The 17,324-nt window shown below is 68.9% G+C and carries 14 protein-coding genes and 1 riboswitch; of the genes, 3 read left to right on the top strand and 11 right to left on the bottom strand.

Annotated features, from left to right (window positions below; genetic code table 11):
- Positions 1-14: 14 nt before the first annotated feature.
- From ABZ720_RS06120 to ABZ720_RS06100, 5 genes are all read right to left on the bottom strand, one after another.
- Entirely contained in the window at positions 15-1,946 is a 1,932-nt protein-coding gene (locus tag ABZ720_RS06120) for a TonB-dependent receptor plug domain-containing protein (protein ID WP_366554625.1), read from the bottom strand.
- A gap of 240 nt (positions 1,947-2,186) precedes the next feature.
- A riboswitch (cobalamin riboswitch) is annotated at positions 2,187-2,381 on the bottom strand.
- A 21-nt stretch (positions 2,382-2,402) separates the two neighbouring features.
- Positions 2,403-3,998: a murein biosynthesis integral membrane protein MurJ gene (gene murJ / locus ABZ720_RS06115; protein ID WP_366554624.1), complete on the bottom strand. Its 1,596-nt coding sequence runs from the start codon at positions 3,996-3,998 to the stop codon at positions 2,403-2,405.
- A gap of 33 nt (positions 3,999-4,031) precedes the next feature.
- Entirely contained in the window at positions 4,032-4,724 is a 693-nt protein-coding gene (locus ABZ720_RS06110; RefSeq protein WP_366554623.1) for an NnrU family protein, read from the bottom strand.
- 132 nt (positions 4,725-4,856) lie between these two features.
- Positions 4,857-6,116 (bottom strand): murein transglycosylase A, encoded by a 1,260-nt coding sequence (mltA, locus tag ABZ720_RS06105; RefSeq protein WP_366554622.1) that lies wholly within the window; start codon positions 6,114-6,116, stop codon positions 4,857-4,859.
- Between the two features lie 10 nt (positions 6,117-6,126).
- Positions 6,127-6,837: a Tim44/TimA family putative adaptor protein gene (locus ABZ720_RS06100; RefSeq protein WP_366554621.1), complete on the bottom strand. Its 711-nt coding sequence runs from the start codon at positions 6,835-6,837 to the stop codon at positions 6,127-6,129.
- Between the two features lie 144 nt (positions 6,838-6,981).
- Between ABZ720_RS06100 and ABZ720_RS06095 the strand changes: the two genes are divergently transcribed.
- Together ABZ720_RS06095 and secB are read left to right on the top strand one after the other, a co-directional pair.
- Positions 6,982-7,545, top strand: a complete 564-nt coding sequence (locus ABZ720_RS06095) for an FxsA family protein (protein ID WP_366554620.1) — start codon at positions 6,982-6,984, stop codon at positions 7,543-7,545.
- Positions 7,546-7,665: 120 nt separating this feature from the next.
- A complete protein-coding gene (secB, locus tag ABZ720_RS06090; protein WP_366554619.1) occupies positions 7,666-8,268 on the top strand; it encodes a protein-export chaperone SecB in 603 nt (200 codons plus the stop codon).
- Positions 8,269-8,329: 61 nt separating this feature from the next.
- Here the strand turns inward: secB and ABZ720_RS06085 are convergent, their stop codons facing one another.
- The 3 genes from ABZ720_RS06085 to ABZ720_RS06075 all read right to left on the bottom strand — a co-directional run bounded on the left by ABZ720_RS06085 (position 8,330) and on the right by ABZ720_RS06075 (position 11,443).
- On the bottom strand, positions 8,330-9,358 hold the full coding sequence (locus ABZ720_RS06085; RefSeq protein WP_366554618.1) for a TIGR01620 family protein: 1,029 nt from the start codon (positions 9,356-9,358) through the stop codon (positions 8,330-8,332).
- Positions 9,355-10,737, bottom strand: a complete 1,383-nt coding sequence (locus ABZ720_RS06080) for a YcjX family protein (RefSeq protein WP_366554617.1) — start codon at positions 10,735-10,737, stop codon at positions 9,355-9,357. Before ABZ720_RS06080 ends, ABZ720_RS06085 begins: the two co-directional genes overlap by 4 nt.
- Positions 10,738-10,798: 61 nt before the next feature.
- A complete protein-coding gene (locus tag ABZ720_RS06075; RefSeq protein WP_366554616.1) occupies positions 10,799-11,443 on the bottom strand; it encodes a GNAT family N-acetyltransferase in 645 nt (214 codons plus the stop codon).
- Between the two features lie 96 nt (positions 11,444-11,539).
- Here ABZ720_RS06075 and ABZ720_RS06070 point away from each other — a divergent pair, with 96 nt between their 5' ends.
- Positions 11,540-12,355 carry a formyltransferase family protein gene (locus ABZ720_RS06070; protein WP_366554615.1) on the top strand — a complete coding sequence of 272 codons (816 nt, stop codon included), beginning with the start codon at positions 11,540-11,542 and terminating at the stop codon, positions 12,353-12,355.
- A 25-nt stretch (positions 12,356-12,380) separates the two neighbouring features.
- On the opposite strand, the gene ABZ720_RS06065 is transcribed toward ABZ720_RS06070, so the two are convergent.
- Genes ABZ720_RS06065 through ABZ720_RS06055 form a run of 3 tightly spaced genes read right to left on the bottom strand, consistent with a single transcriptional unit; the run spans position 12,381 to position 17,324 of the window.
- Positions 12,381-14,513, bottom strand: coding sequence for a PP2C family protein-serine/threonine phosphatase (locus ABZ720_RS06065; RefSeq protein ID WP_366554614.1), 2,133 nt, complete (start codon positions 14,511-14,513; stop codon positions 12,381-12,383).
- On the bottom strand, positions 14,513-16,516 hold the full coding sequence (locus ABZ720_RS06060) for a hypothetical protein (RefSeq protein WP_366554613.1): 2,004 nt from the start codon (positions 16,514-16,516) through the stop codon (positions 14,513-14,515). The genes ABZ720_RS06065 and ABZ720_RS06060 overlap by 1 nt, the downstream gene beginning before the upstream one ends.
- A complete protein-coding gene (locus ABZ720_RS06055; RefSeq protein ID WP_366554612.1) occupies positions 16,503-17,324 on the bottom strand; it encodes a hypothetical protein in 822 nt (273 codons plus the stop codon). The genes ABZ720_RS06060 and ABZ720_RS06055 overlap by 14 nt, the downstream gene beginning before the upstream one ends.

Below are 17,324 nucleotides of genomic sequence, written 5' to 3'. Positions count from 1 at the left end.
CGCAGCGTCCCCGCCTAGAAGCGCAGGCGCAGGCCGGCGTAGGCTGCGCGCCCTGGGGTGTTGTAGGTGTAGCTCTCCTCGTAGCTCTCGTTCAGCGCGTTCTCGATGCGCCCGAAGACCTCCAGATTGTCGGTGATGCGGTAGGAGCCCGCCAGGTTCACCAGCGTGTAGGAGCGCAGCGAGACCACCGAGGTGTTGAAGTTCTGGTCGAAGGCCAGATCGTGCTGATTGCCGTTGTAGAGCACCCCCAGGTTCAGGTTCGCCCGATCCTCCAGGAAGCGGTAGTTGAGGTTCACGCTGCCGCTGTGCCGTGGCCGCTTGGTCAGGCGGTCGCCGTTGGGGTCGCGGGTGTCGTTGAAGGTGTAGCTGCCCTGCAGCGAAAAGCCGTTGGAAAGGTCGAGATCGGCGGTCAGCTCCACACCGCGGGAGCGCGAGCGGCCGTCCAGGTTGACCGAGGTGCGTCCGGCGCCGGTGATCAGGTCCTCGATGTTCTGCTGGAACCAGGTGGCGCCGAGCGTGAGGCGATCCTGGAAGAGATCCTGCTCGATGCCGATGTCCCAGCCGCGGCTGCTTTCCGGCTTCAGGTCGGGATTGCCCTGATAGGTCTGGTCGAAGCCGTAGAGCTCGGTGACCGTGGGGTTCTTCACCGCCGTGCCGTAGGAGGCGCGCAGGCGGGTCCCGGTCTCGAAATGGTTGTAGGCGGCGGTGAAGCGGTAGGTCTGGGTGTCCTCGAAGCGCTGGTTGGCATCGTGGCGCAGGCCGGCGGTCAGGGAGACCCGCTCGAGCAGGTCGATCTGGTACTGGCCGAAAAGGCTGCGGGTGCGGAAGCTGCGGTCGAGATCGGCGAAGGCGCTGTTCATCTCAACGCTTTCCCGCTCCTGCTCCAGCCCCAGCGTGACCAGATGCGACGCGTCTGCGAACTCCGGCGTGTCGAAAAGGACGTCGCTCTGATAGTCGAACTTCGTCTTGCCGCCGGTGGCCGTGTTGGTCCGGTTGCCGCTGTCGTAGTCCCGGGCCTTCATGCGCGTCAGGGTCGCGCCGAAGCGCTGCTGCCAATGACCGTCGAAGAGGTCCAGGCGTGCCTGGGCGCGGCCGTAGCGCTGATCGCCCTTGGTCCTCATGTCCGCTTCCACCGCGCGGGTGGTGAAATTGTCGATCTCCTGATCGTAGCGGGTGTAGCGCGCCACGAAGTCGAGTTCCAGATTCTCCACCGGGCGCGCCGCCAGCTTGGTGAAGACCGTGGTGTTCTCGTAGCCGTCGGGCTTCAGGCTGCCGCCGGGGCTCTTGGCCTGGGAGATGCCGTCGCTGCGCATGTGGGTGCCGCTGATGAAGGCGTTGTAGCGCTCTCCCCCGGCGCCGAGGCTGGCATTGGCCTGTCCGGTGCGGAAGGAGCCGCCTTCCAGGCTGACGGCGCCGCTGGGCCGGTCGCCACCGCTCTTGGTGATGACATTGATGACGCCGCCCACGGCCTCTGAGCCGTAGAGCACCGTCTGGGGCCCGCGGAGGATCTCGATGCGCTCCACGTCAGCCGCCAGCAGATGGGCGAAGTTGAAGAAGGAGGCGCCGGCGGGGTCGTTCACCTCGATGCCGTCGATCAGCACCAGGGTCTGGTTGGTCTCGGTGCCGCGCAGCCGCACCTCGGTCAGGGCCCCCGGCCCGCCGCTGCGGTTCACGCTGACACCGGGCACTTCGCGCAGGATGTCGGCGACATAGTCCGTGCCGCGGTTTTCGAGATCCTCGGCCGTGATCAGCGTCAGGCTGCTGCCGACGCTGCTGAGCGGGCGTTCGGTGCGGGTGGCGGTGACCACCAGCGGGTCGAGCTGTGCGGCGTCCGCAGCGTTCTCCTGCGCCTGAACGGGCGCCGAGGAGAGGGTTGAAAGACAAAACAAAAGGGTGAGCGGGGCGGCGATTGCAACCGCCCGCTCCCCACCGAAAGGCTTGCGCATGGCAGTGTTCCTTGGTGCAGAGGACTGCGACCTGGGACAGCGTGCCGGACGCCGCGCGTGCAGCGCCCGGAAGGGCTATGCAGGTCGGCGGTCGGGTTATTGGGCGGTTTTGGTGATGAAAGGACGCGTGAGTTCGTTCGGCATCGGTCGAGACTTCCCCTCGAAGCGTCGCGCCGAACGACCGAGGTCCTGCCAAGGCAGGACGCTTCGACACCGGCACCCCCGTCCGATGCGCTCGAGCGCGACTCCGTGCCGACGGCAGGTCTCCTGGCTCGTGGGTCTTCGCCCGCACCCGACCTTCCCAGGCTTGATCGCCCAGTGGCATGTTTGGGTGCCAGCTCGCCACTCACAGTTGCGGGGGCAGCCGCGGCTTCGGATGACTCCTACCGCGTTCCCTCTCGGGCCCTTGCGGGCACCGTCGGCGGCGCGGAGTGTGGCCGAGGTGCTCGTGCCCGGTCAAGCATTTCGCGGGAGGTTCTCATCGCGCGATTGATCGCCGTCGCCGCTCGCAGGCTTGCGCCGAAAGGCGGCGCGGAAATCGGCCGGCTCGACCGCGCGCAGGGCGAAGGCCAGAAGGAAATAGAGCCCGCCGCCCGCCGCCACCAGCAGCGCCAGAGCAAGGATGCGTTCAATCTCGCCGCCGGCAAAGAGATCGGCCAGCAGCGGCTGGAGCAGGATAAGCGCCAGGGCCATGGCCAGTGCGGCGGCCAGGGAGCGCGGCAGCCGTCGGCGCAGTCGGGCATCGAAGCGCAGAAAGCCCAGCCGGCGCAGGCGCCCGGCGAGCAGCAGCACGTTCAGCCAGGAGGAGAGTGCGGTTGCCAGCGCGATGCCGACAAACCCGATGGTGAAGAAGAGCAGCAGGCTGAGCGCCAGGTTCGCCGCCACCGATGCCAGGGCGAAGCGCAGTGGTGTCACCGTGTCCTCGCGGGCGAAGAAGGGCGGCTGCAGGACCTTGACCAGGACATAGGCCGGCAGCCCGATGGCGAAGGCGGCCAGGGCCCAGGCGGTCAGGCGTGCCGCCTCGGCATCGAAGGCACCGCGTTCGAACAGCACCGAGATGATCGGGAAGGGCGCCACCAGCAGGGCCGCGGTCGCCGGCAGGGTCAGCAGCAGCGAGAACTCGAGCGCGCGGTTCAGGCTGCCGTGGGCTTCGTCGTCCCGACCGGCGCGCAGCTTGCGTGCCAGCTCCGGCAGCAGCACCACGCCGATGCCGATGCCGATGATGCCGAGCGGCAGCTGGTAGAGCCGGTCGGCGTAGTAGAGGTAGGAGACGGCACCCGCCTGCAGCGTGGCGATCATGGTGCCGACCAGCAGGTTGAACTGCATGGCCCCGGCCGAGGCCACCCCCGGCAGCATGAGGCGCCACAAGCGGCGGATCTCCGGTGTCAGGTGCGGGCGCGGCATCCGCAGCGCCATGCCCGCGCGCTTAGCCGCCCAGAGCAGGAGCAGCAACTGGCCCAGTCCGGCCAGGCAGACCGTCCAGGCCAGCACCTGCCCCGGCGCATCGCGGAAGTGCGGCAGCACCAGAATGATGGCGGCGATGAAGAAGAGGTTGAGCAGGATCGGCGCGGCGGCGGCCGCTGCATAGCGATAGAGCGCGTTCAGCACACCGGAGAGCAGCGCCACCAGCGCCATGGCCAGAAGGTAGGGAAAGGCGATGCGGGTCAGCTCCACCGCCAGGGCAAACTGCTCCGGGTCGTCGGTGAAGCCCGGTGCGATCACCTGCATCAGCCAGGGCATGGCGAGCAGGCAGAGCGCGGTGAGCAGCAGCAGCACGGCGGTCAGCACGGCCAGCGCCTGCTCCGCGAAGGCCTTGGCCGCCGCCTTGCCGTCACGCTCCAGCCGCGTCGCGAAGAGCGGAACGAAAGCGGCGTTGAAGGCGCCCTCGGCGAAGAGACGACGGAAGAGATTGGGAAAACGGAAGGCGACGAAGAAGGCATCGGCCACCGGCCCGGTGCCAAGCGCCGCGGCCATCAGGATGTCGCGGATGAATCCGAGAACGCGGCTGACAGCGGTGAGCGAGCCGACGGTGGCGAAGGCGCGGAGCAGCATGGGTATCGCGGCCGGTGCGGCGCAGGCCCCGCCCTACCAGGGCACGGCCGGGACGCCGAAGACCCAGGGATGCAGAATGATGAAGGCCAGGTAGAGCACGATACCCAGCAGAGGGCGCCACCAGCCGAGCCCCGCCCAGTCCATCTCGGTGCGCCCCTCCGCGATGGCGCGAAAGGGCAGCAGCGAGGTGGTCAGCTTCACCGGTCCCCAACCGGCGCCGAGCTGCAGCTCGCGCTTGCGGTCGATCTGCTTCATGCCCAGCAGGGACAGCGCCAGGATGCCGCCCATCATCACCAGACTCGCTAGGTCGCCCCTGGCCAGAAGGTGACTGATCGCCCAGAGCGCAGTGCCCCAGAGAAAGGGATGACGGGTGACTCGCAGGATTCCCGGTGCCGGATCGGCCGCCAAGGCCGCTGTTTCATTGCCGACGGCCGTTGGGGAGGTGGTGGTGACACCGGCCACCAGCAGGACCGAGGCGATGGGCATGAGCAGCAGGGGAATCCAGTCCAGCAGCGGTATGAAGGACCAGAGCGGCACGAAGGGCGCCTGGGTGTAGGCCTTGATCATCCAGACCAGGGTGACGACAGCCACGAGCGAATAAAGCAGACGGAAGCCTGTCGCGCCCAGTTTGCCGTGCAGCAGGCCGCGCAGAGGCGCGCTGGCGAGGAGCAGATGGCCGCCGACGAACAGAACGGTCGCGGCAAGGAGTTCGTTGATGTCCAGCATGGCGCGGCCAGTCTAGACTGGATCGCGCTCAATCTGAACCACAAGGTTTCAGATTAGGCGCGTGAATCCGGTCTGGATTCAAGGTGCTGCAGGGTCGCGCGTCTCGTTATGCCGAGCGCCGATACCCTTGGGCTAAGTGGAACTGCCGTAGCGCTCGGCCACGCTGCGCGGCAGCAGCAGCCAGTAGCGACCCTGCTGGCGCATGCGCCCGGCCTGTTCCAGGGCGGCCTCGCCGCTGCCCCAGAAGAAGTCGCCGCGCACGACGCCCTTGATCGCGCTTCCGGTGTCCTGGGCCACCATGAGCCGCTGCAAGGGCTGGTCGCTGGCCGGCCAGGTGGTCTCGAGCCAGAGCGGTGCCCCGAGCGGAAGTTCACCCGGGTCTACCGCCAGGGAGCGCCCGGGCGTCAGGGCCACGCCCTGGGCCCCGATGGGCCCTTCGCCGTCGATGGCGCGGAAGAAGATGAAACGCTCGTTGCGGTGCATCAGGGCTTCGGCCTGATCCGGGTTGGCGCGCAGCCAGTCGCGGATCGCCTGCATGGAGCTGCGTTCGCGGTCGATGATGCCTTCGTCGATCAACGCCCGGCCGATGGCGTAGAAGGGCCGGCCGTTGGAGCCGGCAAAACCGACCCGCAGCCGCCGGCCGTCGTCCAGCTGCACCACCCCGGAGCCCTGGATATGCAAAAAGAAGGCATCGATCGGATCGCTGACCCAGAGCAACTCTGCCTGCTGCCCGGCGAGGTGGCCGTTCTCGATAGCGGCGCGTTCGGGATAAGGCTTGAGCCGGCCGTTATCCACATGACCAACCAGCCGTTCCGGGGGCAGGTCGGCGCGGAAGTCGCGCAGGTCCACCTCGACCAGGTCGTCGGGGCGCTCGAAAAGCGGCACCTCGTAGCCCGGCTTGCGCTCCAGGCTGCCGTTCAGCTCCGCCTCGTAGTAGCCGGTGAAGAGGCCTTGCGCGTCCTCGCCGTCGCCGACAGAGAGAGGCTGGAAGGTATCCTCAAGAAAGCTGCGCAGCGCTGCGTCGTCGCCTTCCGGGAGGTTGGCGAGACGCTCGCAGGGTGCGCGCCAGTCCGCCACGGTGCCGGCCAGGCCATCGGGACCCAGGGCCCGCTCGTCGGGCTGGGTCAGCAGCCGCCCGCAGGAGCGCCGCAGGGCCGGCAGGGCCCGTGCCACGTCATCCGCCTGCCAGCCCGGCAGATCGCTGAAGGAGGCGGGCTGCAGCTTGAGGCCGCGTGGCGGTTCTTCCTTGGGGGATTCGCAGGAGGCAACAATGAAGGCCAGCGCCGCGGCGGGAAGCAGTCGCGCCAGTATGCGACGCGAGGTCAAACCCTTGGACAGGGCCCACGACCGGCTTGCATTGCGACCCGTGTGCGCTCGACCGGGTAGCGCCATGCCTCGCGCCTCAGTTGGGGCTGCTTGTGGCGACCAGCGCCCAGTTCGGGTCGCGGCTGCGGGTGTTGCGGGCAAAGGTCCAGATGTCGGTCAGGCGGACCACATCGCTGGGATCGCCCTCGATGATACGCCCCTCGGAGTCGCGGGTGACATTCACCTGTTCGGACACGATCTTGACCGTCACGAAGGCGGTGTTGCCCTGCATCTCGGCCTCGATGATCTCCGGGTGCTGGATGCTGACCAGCGTGGTGTCCAGGGTCTGGTCCTCGCTGGCGCGCTCCTCGATGGCGCGGGAGAAGTCATTGTAGACGTCGTCGGCCAGCAGGGAGCGCAGTGTATCCTTGTCGCCCTGTGCGAAGGCGGTGACGATCATCTCGAAGGCAGCGCGCGCGCCCTGAAGAAAGCCGTCGGGATCGAAGTTGCTGTCCGCCAGACGGATCTGGATGACGCCGGCCGATACGGGATCGTTTGCGTCCGCCATGGATGGGGCCTCCTGCGGTCGGCGACCGTTGCCCGGCAGCGGGATCACCTTATCGTCGGGCTGCTGATCGGCGTCCTGCTCCGGCCCGTTCTTCTGCTCGGGGCGCTGCTTGAAGGGATCGAAATCCGGCCGCGATTCATCGCCGGTACGCCGCCCAAGGACATTCCTGAGCCTGAGAACGAGGAAGGCCGCGATCGCTGCAAAGAGTATGATATCGAGCAACTGACTGCCTTCACCCATTCGGTCGATCCGATGATTACCGCGCAAGAAGCCGACCCCACGCAGCCGATGTGCGAAAGGCCTTGACGAGACGCGCCGTGGGACCCTTGTAGTGTCCAGCGCCCCACCCCCCGTACATAGGGAAGCAACGGAAAAAGAGCAAGCATGCCCCTGCTGATCCTGGCCATTCTCCTTGCCGTCCCGCTCATCGAAGTGGGGCTTTTCATCGAAGTGGGCGACGCCATCGGCCTCTGGCCGACCCTGGCGACGGCGATTCTCACGGCCGTGGTCGGCATCTGGCTGGTCCGGCTGCAAGGCTTTGCCTTGTTGATGCAGGCGCGTCAGCAGCTCGACCGTGGCGAGGTTCCGGCCCGCGAGATGTTCGACGGCATCTGCCTGGCCATAGCCGGTGCCATGCTGCTGCTGCCCGGTTTTGCGACCGATACCCTGGGCGTGCTGTTGCTGCTGCCGCCGGTGCGCGGCTGGTTGTTCAGGCGCAGCCGCATCCGCGCTGAGAAGATGCGCATGCGCACCCGGGTCTATCGCGATGGCGAGGAGGTCTACCGCTCGGGGCCGCACGGCCAGCAGCAACGCAGCGACACCATCGAGGGCGACTGGGTCCAGGTGGACAGTCAGGGGGACCTGCCCGCCAACGACCAGGACAGCGACACACACCCCAAGGGGTCGCAGCCAAAGGGGCCGCAGGCACCGGGGCGCGACCCGGCCTGAGGCCGCGCCAGCCGGGGCGAAGCGCCGTTCGGCGATCCTGCTGCAGAGTTGTACCGGCGGGAGGATCGTGATAGCCAATCGGCCGCCGTCAAGACACCATACCAGCCGTGCGGAGCAACCATGAGCGATCAGAACAGCAGCGCGCCGACAGGCGCCGCGACCGGGGGAGCCGCCCAGCCGGGCGCCCAGACCGAGGCCGGCCAGACTCAGGCCGCCCAGAACCAGGGCACCGAGAACAAGCAGGAAGCCCCCATCGTCATCCACGGGCAGTATGTGAAGGACCTCTCCTTCGAAAGCCCGCGTGCGCCGGCGGTACTGGCCAGCATGCGCCAGTCGCCGCAGCTCGACATCCAGATGCACGTTAACGCGCGGCCGATCCAGCAGGAGCAGCAAAAGCGCCTCTACGAGGTGATGCTGAAGATCCGCGCCTCGGCGAAGCACGAGGAAAAGGCCGCTTTCATGATCGAGTTGGATTATGGGGCCTTGATCACCCTGGGCTCCATGATCCCGGAGGACCGGATCGAGCCTGTGCTGCTGATCGACGTGGCGACGATGATCTTCCCCTTCGCCCGGCGCATCGTGGCCGACATTACGCGCGAAGGCGGCTTCCCGCCCGTGCTGATCAATCCGGTGGACTTCGTCAGCCTCTATCGCCAGCGCAAGGCGCAGGAGCAGCAGGCGCAGGCCGAAGCCACCCAGGGAGCGCCGGCCGGCAACGCCTGAGGGCGTTCCAAAGTTATCTGGCTTCAGACAGCCGGCCCCACCAGGGCCGGCTGTTTGCGTTTCAGGGGGTTGTTTCCTTGCTGCCGCCGAGGTCCGTCAGGGCGCGGCGCAGCAGCCCGCGGGCCGAGGGCGGTGGTTGCCGGTCCCAGGGGAAGGGGCGGCAGAGGTCCATGGCAGCGGTGGCGATCCGGGCCGTCAGCAGGCCATTGAGCAGCCCCACGCCGGCGCGACGCGACAAGCGGGACGCGATCCCGGCCCCGATCAGGTCGCCGATGCTGTCGTCGGCCAGGTCCAGGGCGCCGCTGGCGAGAACCTGGGCGAGTGACAGCCGCAGCAGGCGCCAGGCCCCGAGCCAGCCGGGTCGTCCGCCGTAGATGCGGGCAATGCGGCGCAACAACCCCAGGCCGATCATCAGGCTGACCAGCATGTCCAGCAGGGCAAAGGGGCTGATCGCCGTGATCATGGCGGCACGGCGGACCGCGGAGACCGCGATCCTTTGTGCGCGCTGGTCCAGGGGGGCAAGCAGTTCTCGTTCCGCCAGGGGCAGCAGGCTGCCGGAGGCCGCGGCCGCGGCCTGCTGGTCCTCCACCCGACGCAATGCCCACTCCATGTCCGAGCGGCGGCGGTAGAGCTGCTTCAGTTCTTTGACAACGGCCTGGGCGGCCTCGGGCTGCCCGGCAGCTTCGGCACTTTCCGCCTGCAGCCGGGCTGCGCGCAGACGCTCGAGGCTGGTCAGGCCGTGCCACTCGCGCAGGAAGGCGAGCAGCAGACCCAGCGCCAGCAGCCCCAGTCCTGTCAGACCGATCCAGGCAAGCTGGCCCGCCGGCTCCAGCGCGCGGCGGATCAGATCCTCGGCGATCAGCGCCAGGGCTCCGCCCAGCAGCAGACCGCCGCCCGCGAGGACCAGGCGCAGGGCCAGGGAGCGGCGCGGCGGGTCGGCCGGGTCGCGCGCTTCCACGTCAACCGGCAGCAGCCGCGTGGCTTCCAGCGGCAGGGAGTGCGGTGCCTCCGGGCGCGGCGCTTCGGCCTGCGGAGCTGTCGCCTCGACCTCTTCCAGGGGGCGGGAGCGTGGACCCTCAGCGTCGCTCATTCCACCCAGTCTCCAATGAGGAATTCCAGCGCCCGGTCGAGACCGAGGTGTGGCCAGGGGCCAGTGGGGTCCAGGTCCGCGGGCGGGCGAAAGCGTTCGATGCGAAAGCTGCCGTTGGCCAGGCGCCCGGTCTGGGGAATCCTGCCCGGATAGTGCGCCAGCGGCTTCTCGCCGCCGTAGGGCGTGCCGGCGACATAGCGCCGTGCTTCGCCCCGCGCCTCCACTTCGCGCGTCGCCCGCAGGGAGGCGAGCACGCGGGTTTCCATTTCGGCGCCGCTATAGGCCGTCCGCCGCAGAGCCGCGTCGAGCTTGCGGCGCAGCTGTTCCTCGAGGCCCTGGTGCTGGTCGCCGGGCAGATGGTCCGCCTTGGTGGCGGCGAAGAGCACCCGATCAATGTGCGGCGAGAGCCAGCGCGGCAGCCAGCCGCTGCCGCCCACTCTCAGTGCGGCCAGCACCGCGTCCAGCGCCGCGGCCGAGGCGTCGGCCCGCTCCTCACCGGCGCTGAGGTGGCCGGCGAGGTCGATCAGCACGATCTGGCGGTCCAGGCGGGTGAAATGACGCTGGTGAAAGGCGCGCACCACCTGCTCGCGATAGGCGTCGTAGCGCTCGGCCATGAGGCGGCGCAGCGAGCTGCGCGCCGTTGCCTCGGCGCCGGGTGGCGGCAGCGGTGCAAAGGTGAGCAGCGGCGAGCCCTCCAGCTCGCCCGGCAGCAGGAAGCGACCCGGCCCCAGCGGTGCGGCCCGGCCGACGCTGCGCTGGCGCGCCAGCAGATAGGCGGTGAACAGCCGGGCAGCCTCGATGGCCTGGGGTTCGGCGGTGGCGTCGGCCCGGTCGGGCGCCAGGCGATGCAGCAGCTCCAGGAAGGCGCGCGCCTCCGGCAGGGCGCTGGCCTCGCGCAGGCTGGCCAGTGCGCCGGCGGACCAGGTCTCGTAGTCCTGCTGCAGCAAGGCGAGGTCGAGCAGCCATTCGCCGGGATAGTCGAAGAGGTCGAGGTGCAGCACCCGCTCGCCCAGCCGGCCCATCAGCCCGCCCGGCAGGTAACGGAGCGACAGCCGAAGTTCGGCCTGGTTGCGCGTGCTTTCGGGCCAGTCCGGCGGCCCGTCGCGGCCCGTGAGGCGGGCGACGCAGTCCTCGAAGGGAAAGCGGGGCAGGTCCTGGCTGGGCTGCGGACGCAGCAGCACGGTGCGCAGACGTCCCTCAGCCACCACCTGCAGCCGCGGCAGGGCGGCGGGGTGCAGGAGGGCCTGCACCAGTGCGGTGATGAAGACCGTCTTGCCGGCCTCGGCGAGGCCGGTCACGCCGAGGCGCAGCCGACGTTCTACCAGTCCGCGTCCGGTATCGAGCGCGCGGTCAAAGAGACGGTCGAGATAAAGGTCCATGACGCCAGGAGATAGGCCTTTGAGGTGACAGCGACAAAAGGAAAAGCTGCATGGCCGTGCCTCATGCTTCCAGGGAAAAGCCGGTGCCTGCCTTGCGGATGAGGTAGAGCGTGGTCTCTCCGTTGATCCGATCGCGCGGCCGTTCTTCGATCACGGTAAAGCCGAAACGGGCCAGGGCGCGACTCATCGGGAGGTTGGATTCATGGGTGGAGACCCGGAAATCGCGATGAAAGTGCAGCAGCAGCAGGCTGGCCAGCAGCCGGCTCACCAGACCCCGGCCGCGGTGATCCGGATGGGTCATGCAGAAGCCGATTTCCACCTCGTTGAGCTCTTCGCGCAGGCAATAGTCGAGGTAGGACACGAGTTTTGTTTCTCGATGCTCGAGAGCCATGCCGTGCCAGCGGCCGTCGCGCAGGCCCTTGACCAGCATTTCCGTGTGGCTGGTCTTCCAGGTCACCTTGGGCAGGAAACGAATTGCTTCCGACAGGGCGCGGATCGTCGCCTCGGCATCCGGTGAGAGGAAGCGCAGCGGCTCGCCGGAGGGGCAGGGCGCAAGTCGTGCCTCCACCTCATCGCCCTGACGCACGGCCGCTTGCGGGCACAGCGCCTCGCCTTCCAGCAGCGCGCGCAGGCGCTCGCCGTCCTCGGTCGGTCGGTAGCGATGCGAGTGTGAAACCGCTGCCTGCTCCAGCTCTGGTGACGGCATTGACGCTTATCCCCCGCTTGACGTTTCCTGCTGGCGTGACCTTCAGCAAAGGAGCCTATACCCTTACGGGTGGTTCTACAAAGTGGCGAGGTATCGGTGCATTTACTCCTCTGCAGCAAGCGCGATCTGGTGGCGAACCTGATGCTTCATCGCATGCTGCCACAACTTCCGCCTGCACGGATCACGCTGCTCCTGGCCAACCGCCTGCGCAGCGGCGCGCTGGCGGTGCCGCAGCTGCGCATGCTGCGGCTTTTCGAGGAGGAGTTGCCGAACCAGGTTCTTTTTCCCCTCGCGGCGGCAGCGGGCGCGCCGGGTGAGTTGGCACCGTTCGAAAGCCTGGCGGCGCGCCACGACATTCGCCTGATCATTGCCGACGGCATGGGCCGTGCCGGGCGCAGTGCGCTTTATCGTGAACTCGCGCCCGACATGATCCTCACCTTCAAGTTCGGTTTCCTGCTGCAGCCCGATGACATCGCCCTGCCGCGCCTGGGCGCCTGGAACCTGCATTCCGGCGCCCTGCCGGAGCGTCCGGGCCTGCATGCGGCCTTCTGGGCGATGCACGACGGTGAAGCCACTACCACAGCCACGGTGCACCAGATCGACGAGGGCATCGACACCGGCCCCATCGCCCTGATGCGCCAGCGGCCCATCGAGCCGGGGCGCTCCTTCTTTTACACCATGGTGCAGAACTACCTGCAGGGCGCCGACATGCTGGCCGAACTGGCCCGCGGCCTGGCCGAGGGGAACCCGCCCGCGCTGCAGACGCAGTCGCCGACGGCCCCCCGGCGCTATCTTCGCCTTCCCGATGCGGAGGCCCTGGCGCGCTTCGAGGCGGCGGGCAAGGTCATGGTGGAGCCGGAGGACTATCTGGCACTGGCCCGGCACTTCCTGCCGGAAGGGTTAGAGGCTTAGACCCGATCGTCTCGATTTCTTTTGATTAACTGCCGCCGCGACGGTAGCCGGTCGCCAGGATGGTCATGTCGTCGGCCTGGGCGGCGCCGTTCTCGAAGGCCTTGACCGCGTTGCCCAGGGCCTGCGGCATCATCCAGGTTGGCGTGTCCTGATTGCGCCGCAGTTCGCTCAACAGGCGTTCCTCCCCGAACTCGTTGTTCACGGGATCGCAGGCCTCAGTCACGCCGTCGGTATAGAGCAGGAGCAGATCGCCGGGCTCCAGAATGACTTCGCGCTCCTGGTAGTCCTGCTCCTCCATCACCGCCAGTGCCATGTCGCCCGTCACTTGCAGCAGCTCCACCTCGCCGGACGCACGCAAGTGCAGGGGCGGGTTATGGCCGCCGTTGACGTAGACGAAGCGGCCGGTTTCCGGCTCCAGCAGGCCGAAGAACAGCGTGACGAACATCATCTGCTCGTTCTCGGCGCAGAGCAGATCGTTCAGCCGCTCGATGGCAGCGCGCGGCTCGGCATCAGCGGTGGCGATGGCTTTCAGCAGCGTGCGCGTGATCAGGCTGAAGAAGGCCGCCGGCACGCCCTTGCCCGAGACGTCGGCGACCACAAGCGCCAGGCGCCCGTCCGGCAGCTCGAAGGCGTCGTAGAAGTCGCCCCCCACCTCCTTGGCGGGCAGCATCATGCCGTGCACCGCCAGGCCGTTCTGTTCGGGGCGGTCCGGCGGCAGGATGGAGAGCTGCATCGAGCGCGCCATGTCCAGTTCCTGCTGCAGCAGCAGGAACTCGCTCTTGGCGCGCAGGGCCTCGTTCAGCTCGGAGACGAGCTGCTTCAGGTTGGCGTTCTGATCGCGGATGCGGAAGGAGAGGTTCTCGAAGGCCACTGCCAGAAGCGCGAAGTCATCCTGGCCGCCGGCGCGGGGCTCCAGCAGCGCCTTTTCCAGTCGGCCGTCGGCGGCCCCCAGCAGGTCGCTCTGCTGCGCGCCTTCGCGCCGGGCCGTGCGCTCCAGGCGCTCCAGGTCGCCGAGCAGCGCCTCGCGGTCCTTGCCCTCCAGGGTTTCGGCCAGACCGGTGAGCTGGCGCCGCAGGAAGCGTTCCTGCCGCCGCCGCTGCCGTTCGCGGGAGATCTCCAGCGTGGTGAGCAGCAGCGCGCGCTGGCGCAGTTGCTGCAGGGCGCTGGACAGGCGGCCGGCCTCGTCGGTGCCGGCATGGCGCGGCACCTCCACCTCGCTGTCGCCGGCCGCGAGCGCGGTCACGCCGTGGATCAGGCGATCGAGCGGCGCGAACTCGCTGTGCAGCGCCCGGGCCAGGACCAGGAGCAGCAGCAGGAAGAGCGCCAGGCCCAGTCCGGCGGTCAGCAGGAAGAGCCGGTTCATGGTCTCGCTGACCGGCTCGGCCGGCAGCAGCGAGAAGAGCTGTCCGATGGGCCGCTCGGCGATGTCGGAAAGCGGCGTTTCCAGCAGCCGCAGGCCCTCCGGCACCGCAACCTCGCCGGCCACCACCTGGCGCAGCAGCGACTGGCCTTCGTCCGGTCCGGAGAGCGCGACGGTCTGACCACGCAGGTCGGCAAAAGCGGCGGGGCGTGCCGGCGCAACCCCATTGCGCGAGATGCCCTGGAGCAGCCTGTCCATGCCGGAGGAGACGATCACGCGCGCGTCGTTCGGCAGCGTTCGGGTGTAGGCCAGCACGAAGTCGCGCTGCGCGTTCTGTCGGAAGCCGGCGAACTCATCGCCCGCCTCGGCATCGGCACCGGCGGCCGTGGTGGCGCGGGCCTCGAGGTTGCCGACGCGCTGTCCGTTCGAGCCGTTCTCTGTCTGCGGGTAGAGCAGCCGGCCCTCGCTGTCGACGATCTCGACGCTGCGCAGGCCGTAGCGCCGCTCCAGGGTCGGCAGTTCACTGGCGATGCGGGTGGCCAGCAGGTCAGGGCGGTCCTGGTCCAGAAGCCGCGGCAGCCAGGGCTGTTCGGCCAACTCCTCCGCAGCCAGGGAAAGCAGCCCCGACTGCTGCTCCACCAGGGTGCGCCAGAGCCGCGCCTGCTCGCGCTGATGCACCTGGAACTCGGCTTCGCTGACGCTGGGAAGCGCGACGCTGCGGGTCCAGATCAGGCTGCCGGCAACGCCGAGCGCGAGCAGCAGGCCGGCGATCAGCAGCAGGCGCAGGCGTGCGCTCATCAGCGCCTCCCCATCAGACTGGTGGCCAGGAGGGCGGCGGCCGCCAGGGCGAAGAGGAGCGGCCAGCCAAAGGCACTGATCGCCAGCAGGCCGACCGCCGTGCCGCCGGCAAGGGCGAAGACATTCTGCGTGCTCCGGGGTGCGCTGTGGCCCGCGTCAGCGGTCAGGACCGCTGCAGTGAGCAGCAGCCCGGCAAGCACAGCAGCGGCCAGCGCCGGAATCGACATGGCCTGCAGGGACGAGGGGGCCGCCTGGCTCAGGAAGGCCGCAAGTGCGAGGCAGAGCCCGCCCGCGAGGGCGGCGAAGCGGCGCGTGCGCACCAGCCCCAGGGCCGGGGCAAGGTTGCCCGAGAGCAGCACGCCGGCCAGCAGCGCGATGGCGATGGCCAGCAGTGCGACGATTTCTGTGGTGCCGCTGTCTGCGGCGCGGTCCGCGAACAGCGTCGGCAGCAGGGCCGCCAGCAGGCCGAGGCTGAACAGCGGCAGGGGTAGCGGCAGCCAGCGTGGCGTCGCTTGTGCCTCGATGGCGCCATCCATCGCCTCGTTGCGTTCCGGCAGGGTCTGGCCGACGAGCAGGCCGCCTATGGCGGTGACCAGGGCGGCCAGCGGTGCCAGGTTTGGCGAGCCGGTGAGCGCCAGGAAGAGAAAGCCCGGGCCGGCGCCGGCCACCAGGGCCAGCAGCGCCCCGCGCGTGAGCGCCGCGCCACCCCCCAGCGGGCGAAAGGCCATGCCGATGCCCAATCCACCGAGAACGCGCAGCGCCATCACCGATTCCGGGGATTCCGCCAGGGCCAAGCCGAGCTGTCCGGCGGCGGCGATCAGGGCGCCGGCGGTGAAGGTCATGCCCGGGGCGAAGCCGGCCAGGGCACGCCCGGCCAGGCCATAGCCCAGCGGAATGGCGAGCAGCAGCGGCAGTGCCAGCACCGCCGTGGCGGCATTTGTCGAGAGCGCCTCCAGTGCGCCGAGGCTCCACCAGCCCGGCAGCAGCACCGCCTCGCCCAGCAGCAGCGCAAAGACGGCCAGCCGGAAGAGACCGTCGCCGGCCACGGCCACCGGCCAGGCACCGGCCACCGGGGGCAGTCGATGCGGGCCGAGCCCGCGGCGCACCACATCGGTGATCTCCCGCAGGACCGGCGGCTCGAAATGGCCGGCCCGGGCGGCGAAGGCGCTGAGCAGGAAGGCGTGGAAGGCGGTGTTGACGCCGGCAAGTCGGTGCCGGGTGGCGAGGAGCAGCCGGCCCATGCTGCCCGGGGCTGCAAGCCAGGTGGTGCGAGACAGGTCGCCGCGCTCAAGGGCCGCCGCCAGGCGCGCGAGCGCCTCCGCGGGTCGCTCCACGCTCTTGAACAGGGTTGCGCGCAGCGCTTCGTGCAGCAGCACCAGGAGGGCCAGCGTGGCCAGAGCGGCGGCGGCCGCAAACGCCAGGATCGTGTGCGGCGGCAGACCATCGGCGACGCCAACCAGCACATAGCCTTGGGTCGTGCCCCCGTGCGAAATGGGCGCGATCACCGCCAGATGGCCGGCGGGGCGGAAGGCTTCTGCGTTGAGCGAGTCAGCGCCCAGCCGGTCCGGCACCAGGCCACTGTCGCGGCCGGCGGCTGCGACCTTCGCGCCCTCGCCGTCGAGCAGGGTGGCAAATCCGATGCGGTCGTCGAAGCTGGTGGTCGTCGCCAGGAAGGCCTCGACACCGGCAAGGCGCTCAAAGGGGATGCCGGCTTCCAGGGCGAGCTCGAACTGCTGTACCAAGCCGTTGCCCACGGTGCGCGAGGCCGAGGTCATCTCACTTTCCAGGCGGTCTTCGACGGCGCGCAGCCCAAGCCAGCCGCTCAGCCCGGCAGTCAGCAGCACGAGCAGGAGGCCGCAGAGCACCAACCGGACCCGCAGCCGCAGCGTCCAGCCGGTCTGCACAAGCAGGGCCCGGCTGTCGGCGTCCGCCGTTTCGTCCAGCGTCTCGCCCTTCGTCACCGGGGCGCCTGGAGCGAGGGGCGACTGGTCAGTTACGGCCATCGATGCGCTCCACCTCACCGGTTGCCTCGCGGCAGCGGCGCTCGGCGGCCTGAACCGCGCCGTGCAGGGCCGTGACCGTTGCGATCAGGCTGCCCGTGGCGTTGGTTGCCGTCTTGCTGTCCAGGGTCTTGCTTTCGGCCTGAGGCCTATCCAGGGCCTCGGCCAGCGCGGCGGCTTCCCTTTCGACCGGGCGGCAGAGGCGCTGAAACAGCAGCCCGCCGATCAGTGTGCCGCCGAGGGCCAGCGCCAAAGGCAGGGCCAGCGCCATGTTCTGCGCCGAGAGGTACCCTTCGCCGACGCGGGTGATGCTGTGGCGCAGAACCAGACCGCCGACCACAAGCCCGAAATCGTTGTGCAGGGCCACGCCCAGGGCCTGACCGTCGCGCTCCTCCAGATGCCAGATTGCTTCGCTTTCCGGGGTCTGCTCGGCCTCGTCGGGCGTCGGTAGTTGCAGGGTTGCCTCCAGCCAGCCTTCGGGCACGGCCTGGCGGATGCCGACGCGGTCGGTGGTGAAGAGGAGGTTGCCTTCGGAATCGAACAGGTCGATGGACAGGATCTCGGGATCGGCAGCGGCTTCCAGCTCGAGCAGCTGCTGCAGATAGTCGAGGCTTTCCACCTCGAGCCCCAGGGAGAGCGGCGATTCCACCCGCTGCTTCAATTGGGCAAGGCTGTAGGCAAAGCGGCCTTCGCGCAGATCCCGCTCGCTGTCCACATGCACTGATTCCAGGGCGAGGCTGAACAGCAGGGCCAGCACCAGCAGCACGCTGCCGAGAATCGTCGTCATGCGAAGAGCGAGCGCCGTCGGCAT

It is taken from the genome of Aquibaculum sediminis, from assembly GCF_040712085.1.
In the GTDB taxonomy this organism is placed as follows: Bacteria; Pseudomonadota; Alphaproteobacteria; order Kiloniellales; family DSM-21159; genus Aquibaculum; species Aquibaculum sediminis.
This window is presented reverse-complemented; position numbering and strand designations above follow the sequence as displayed.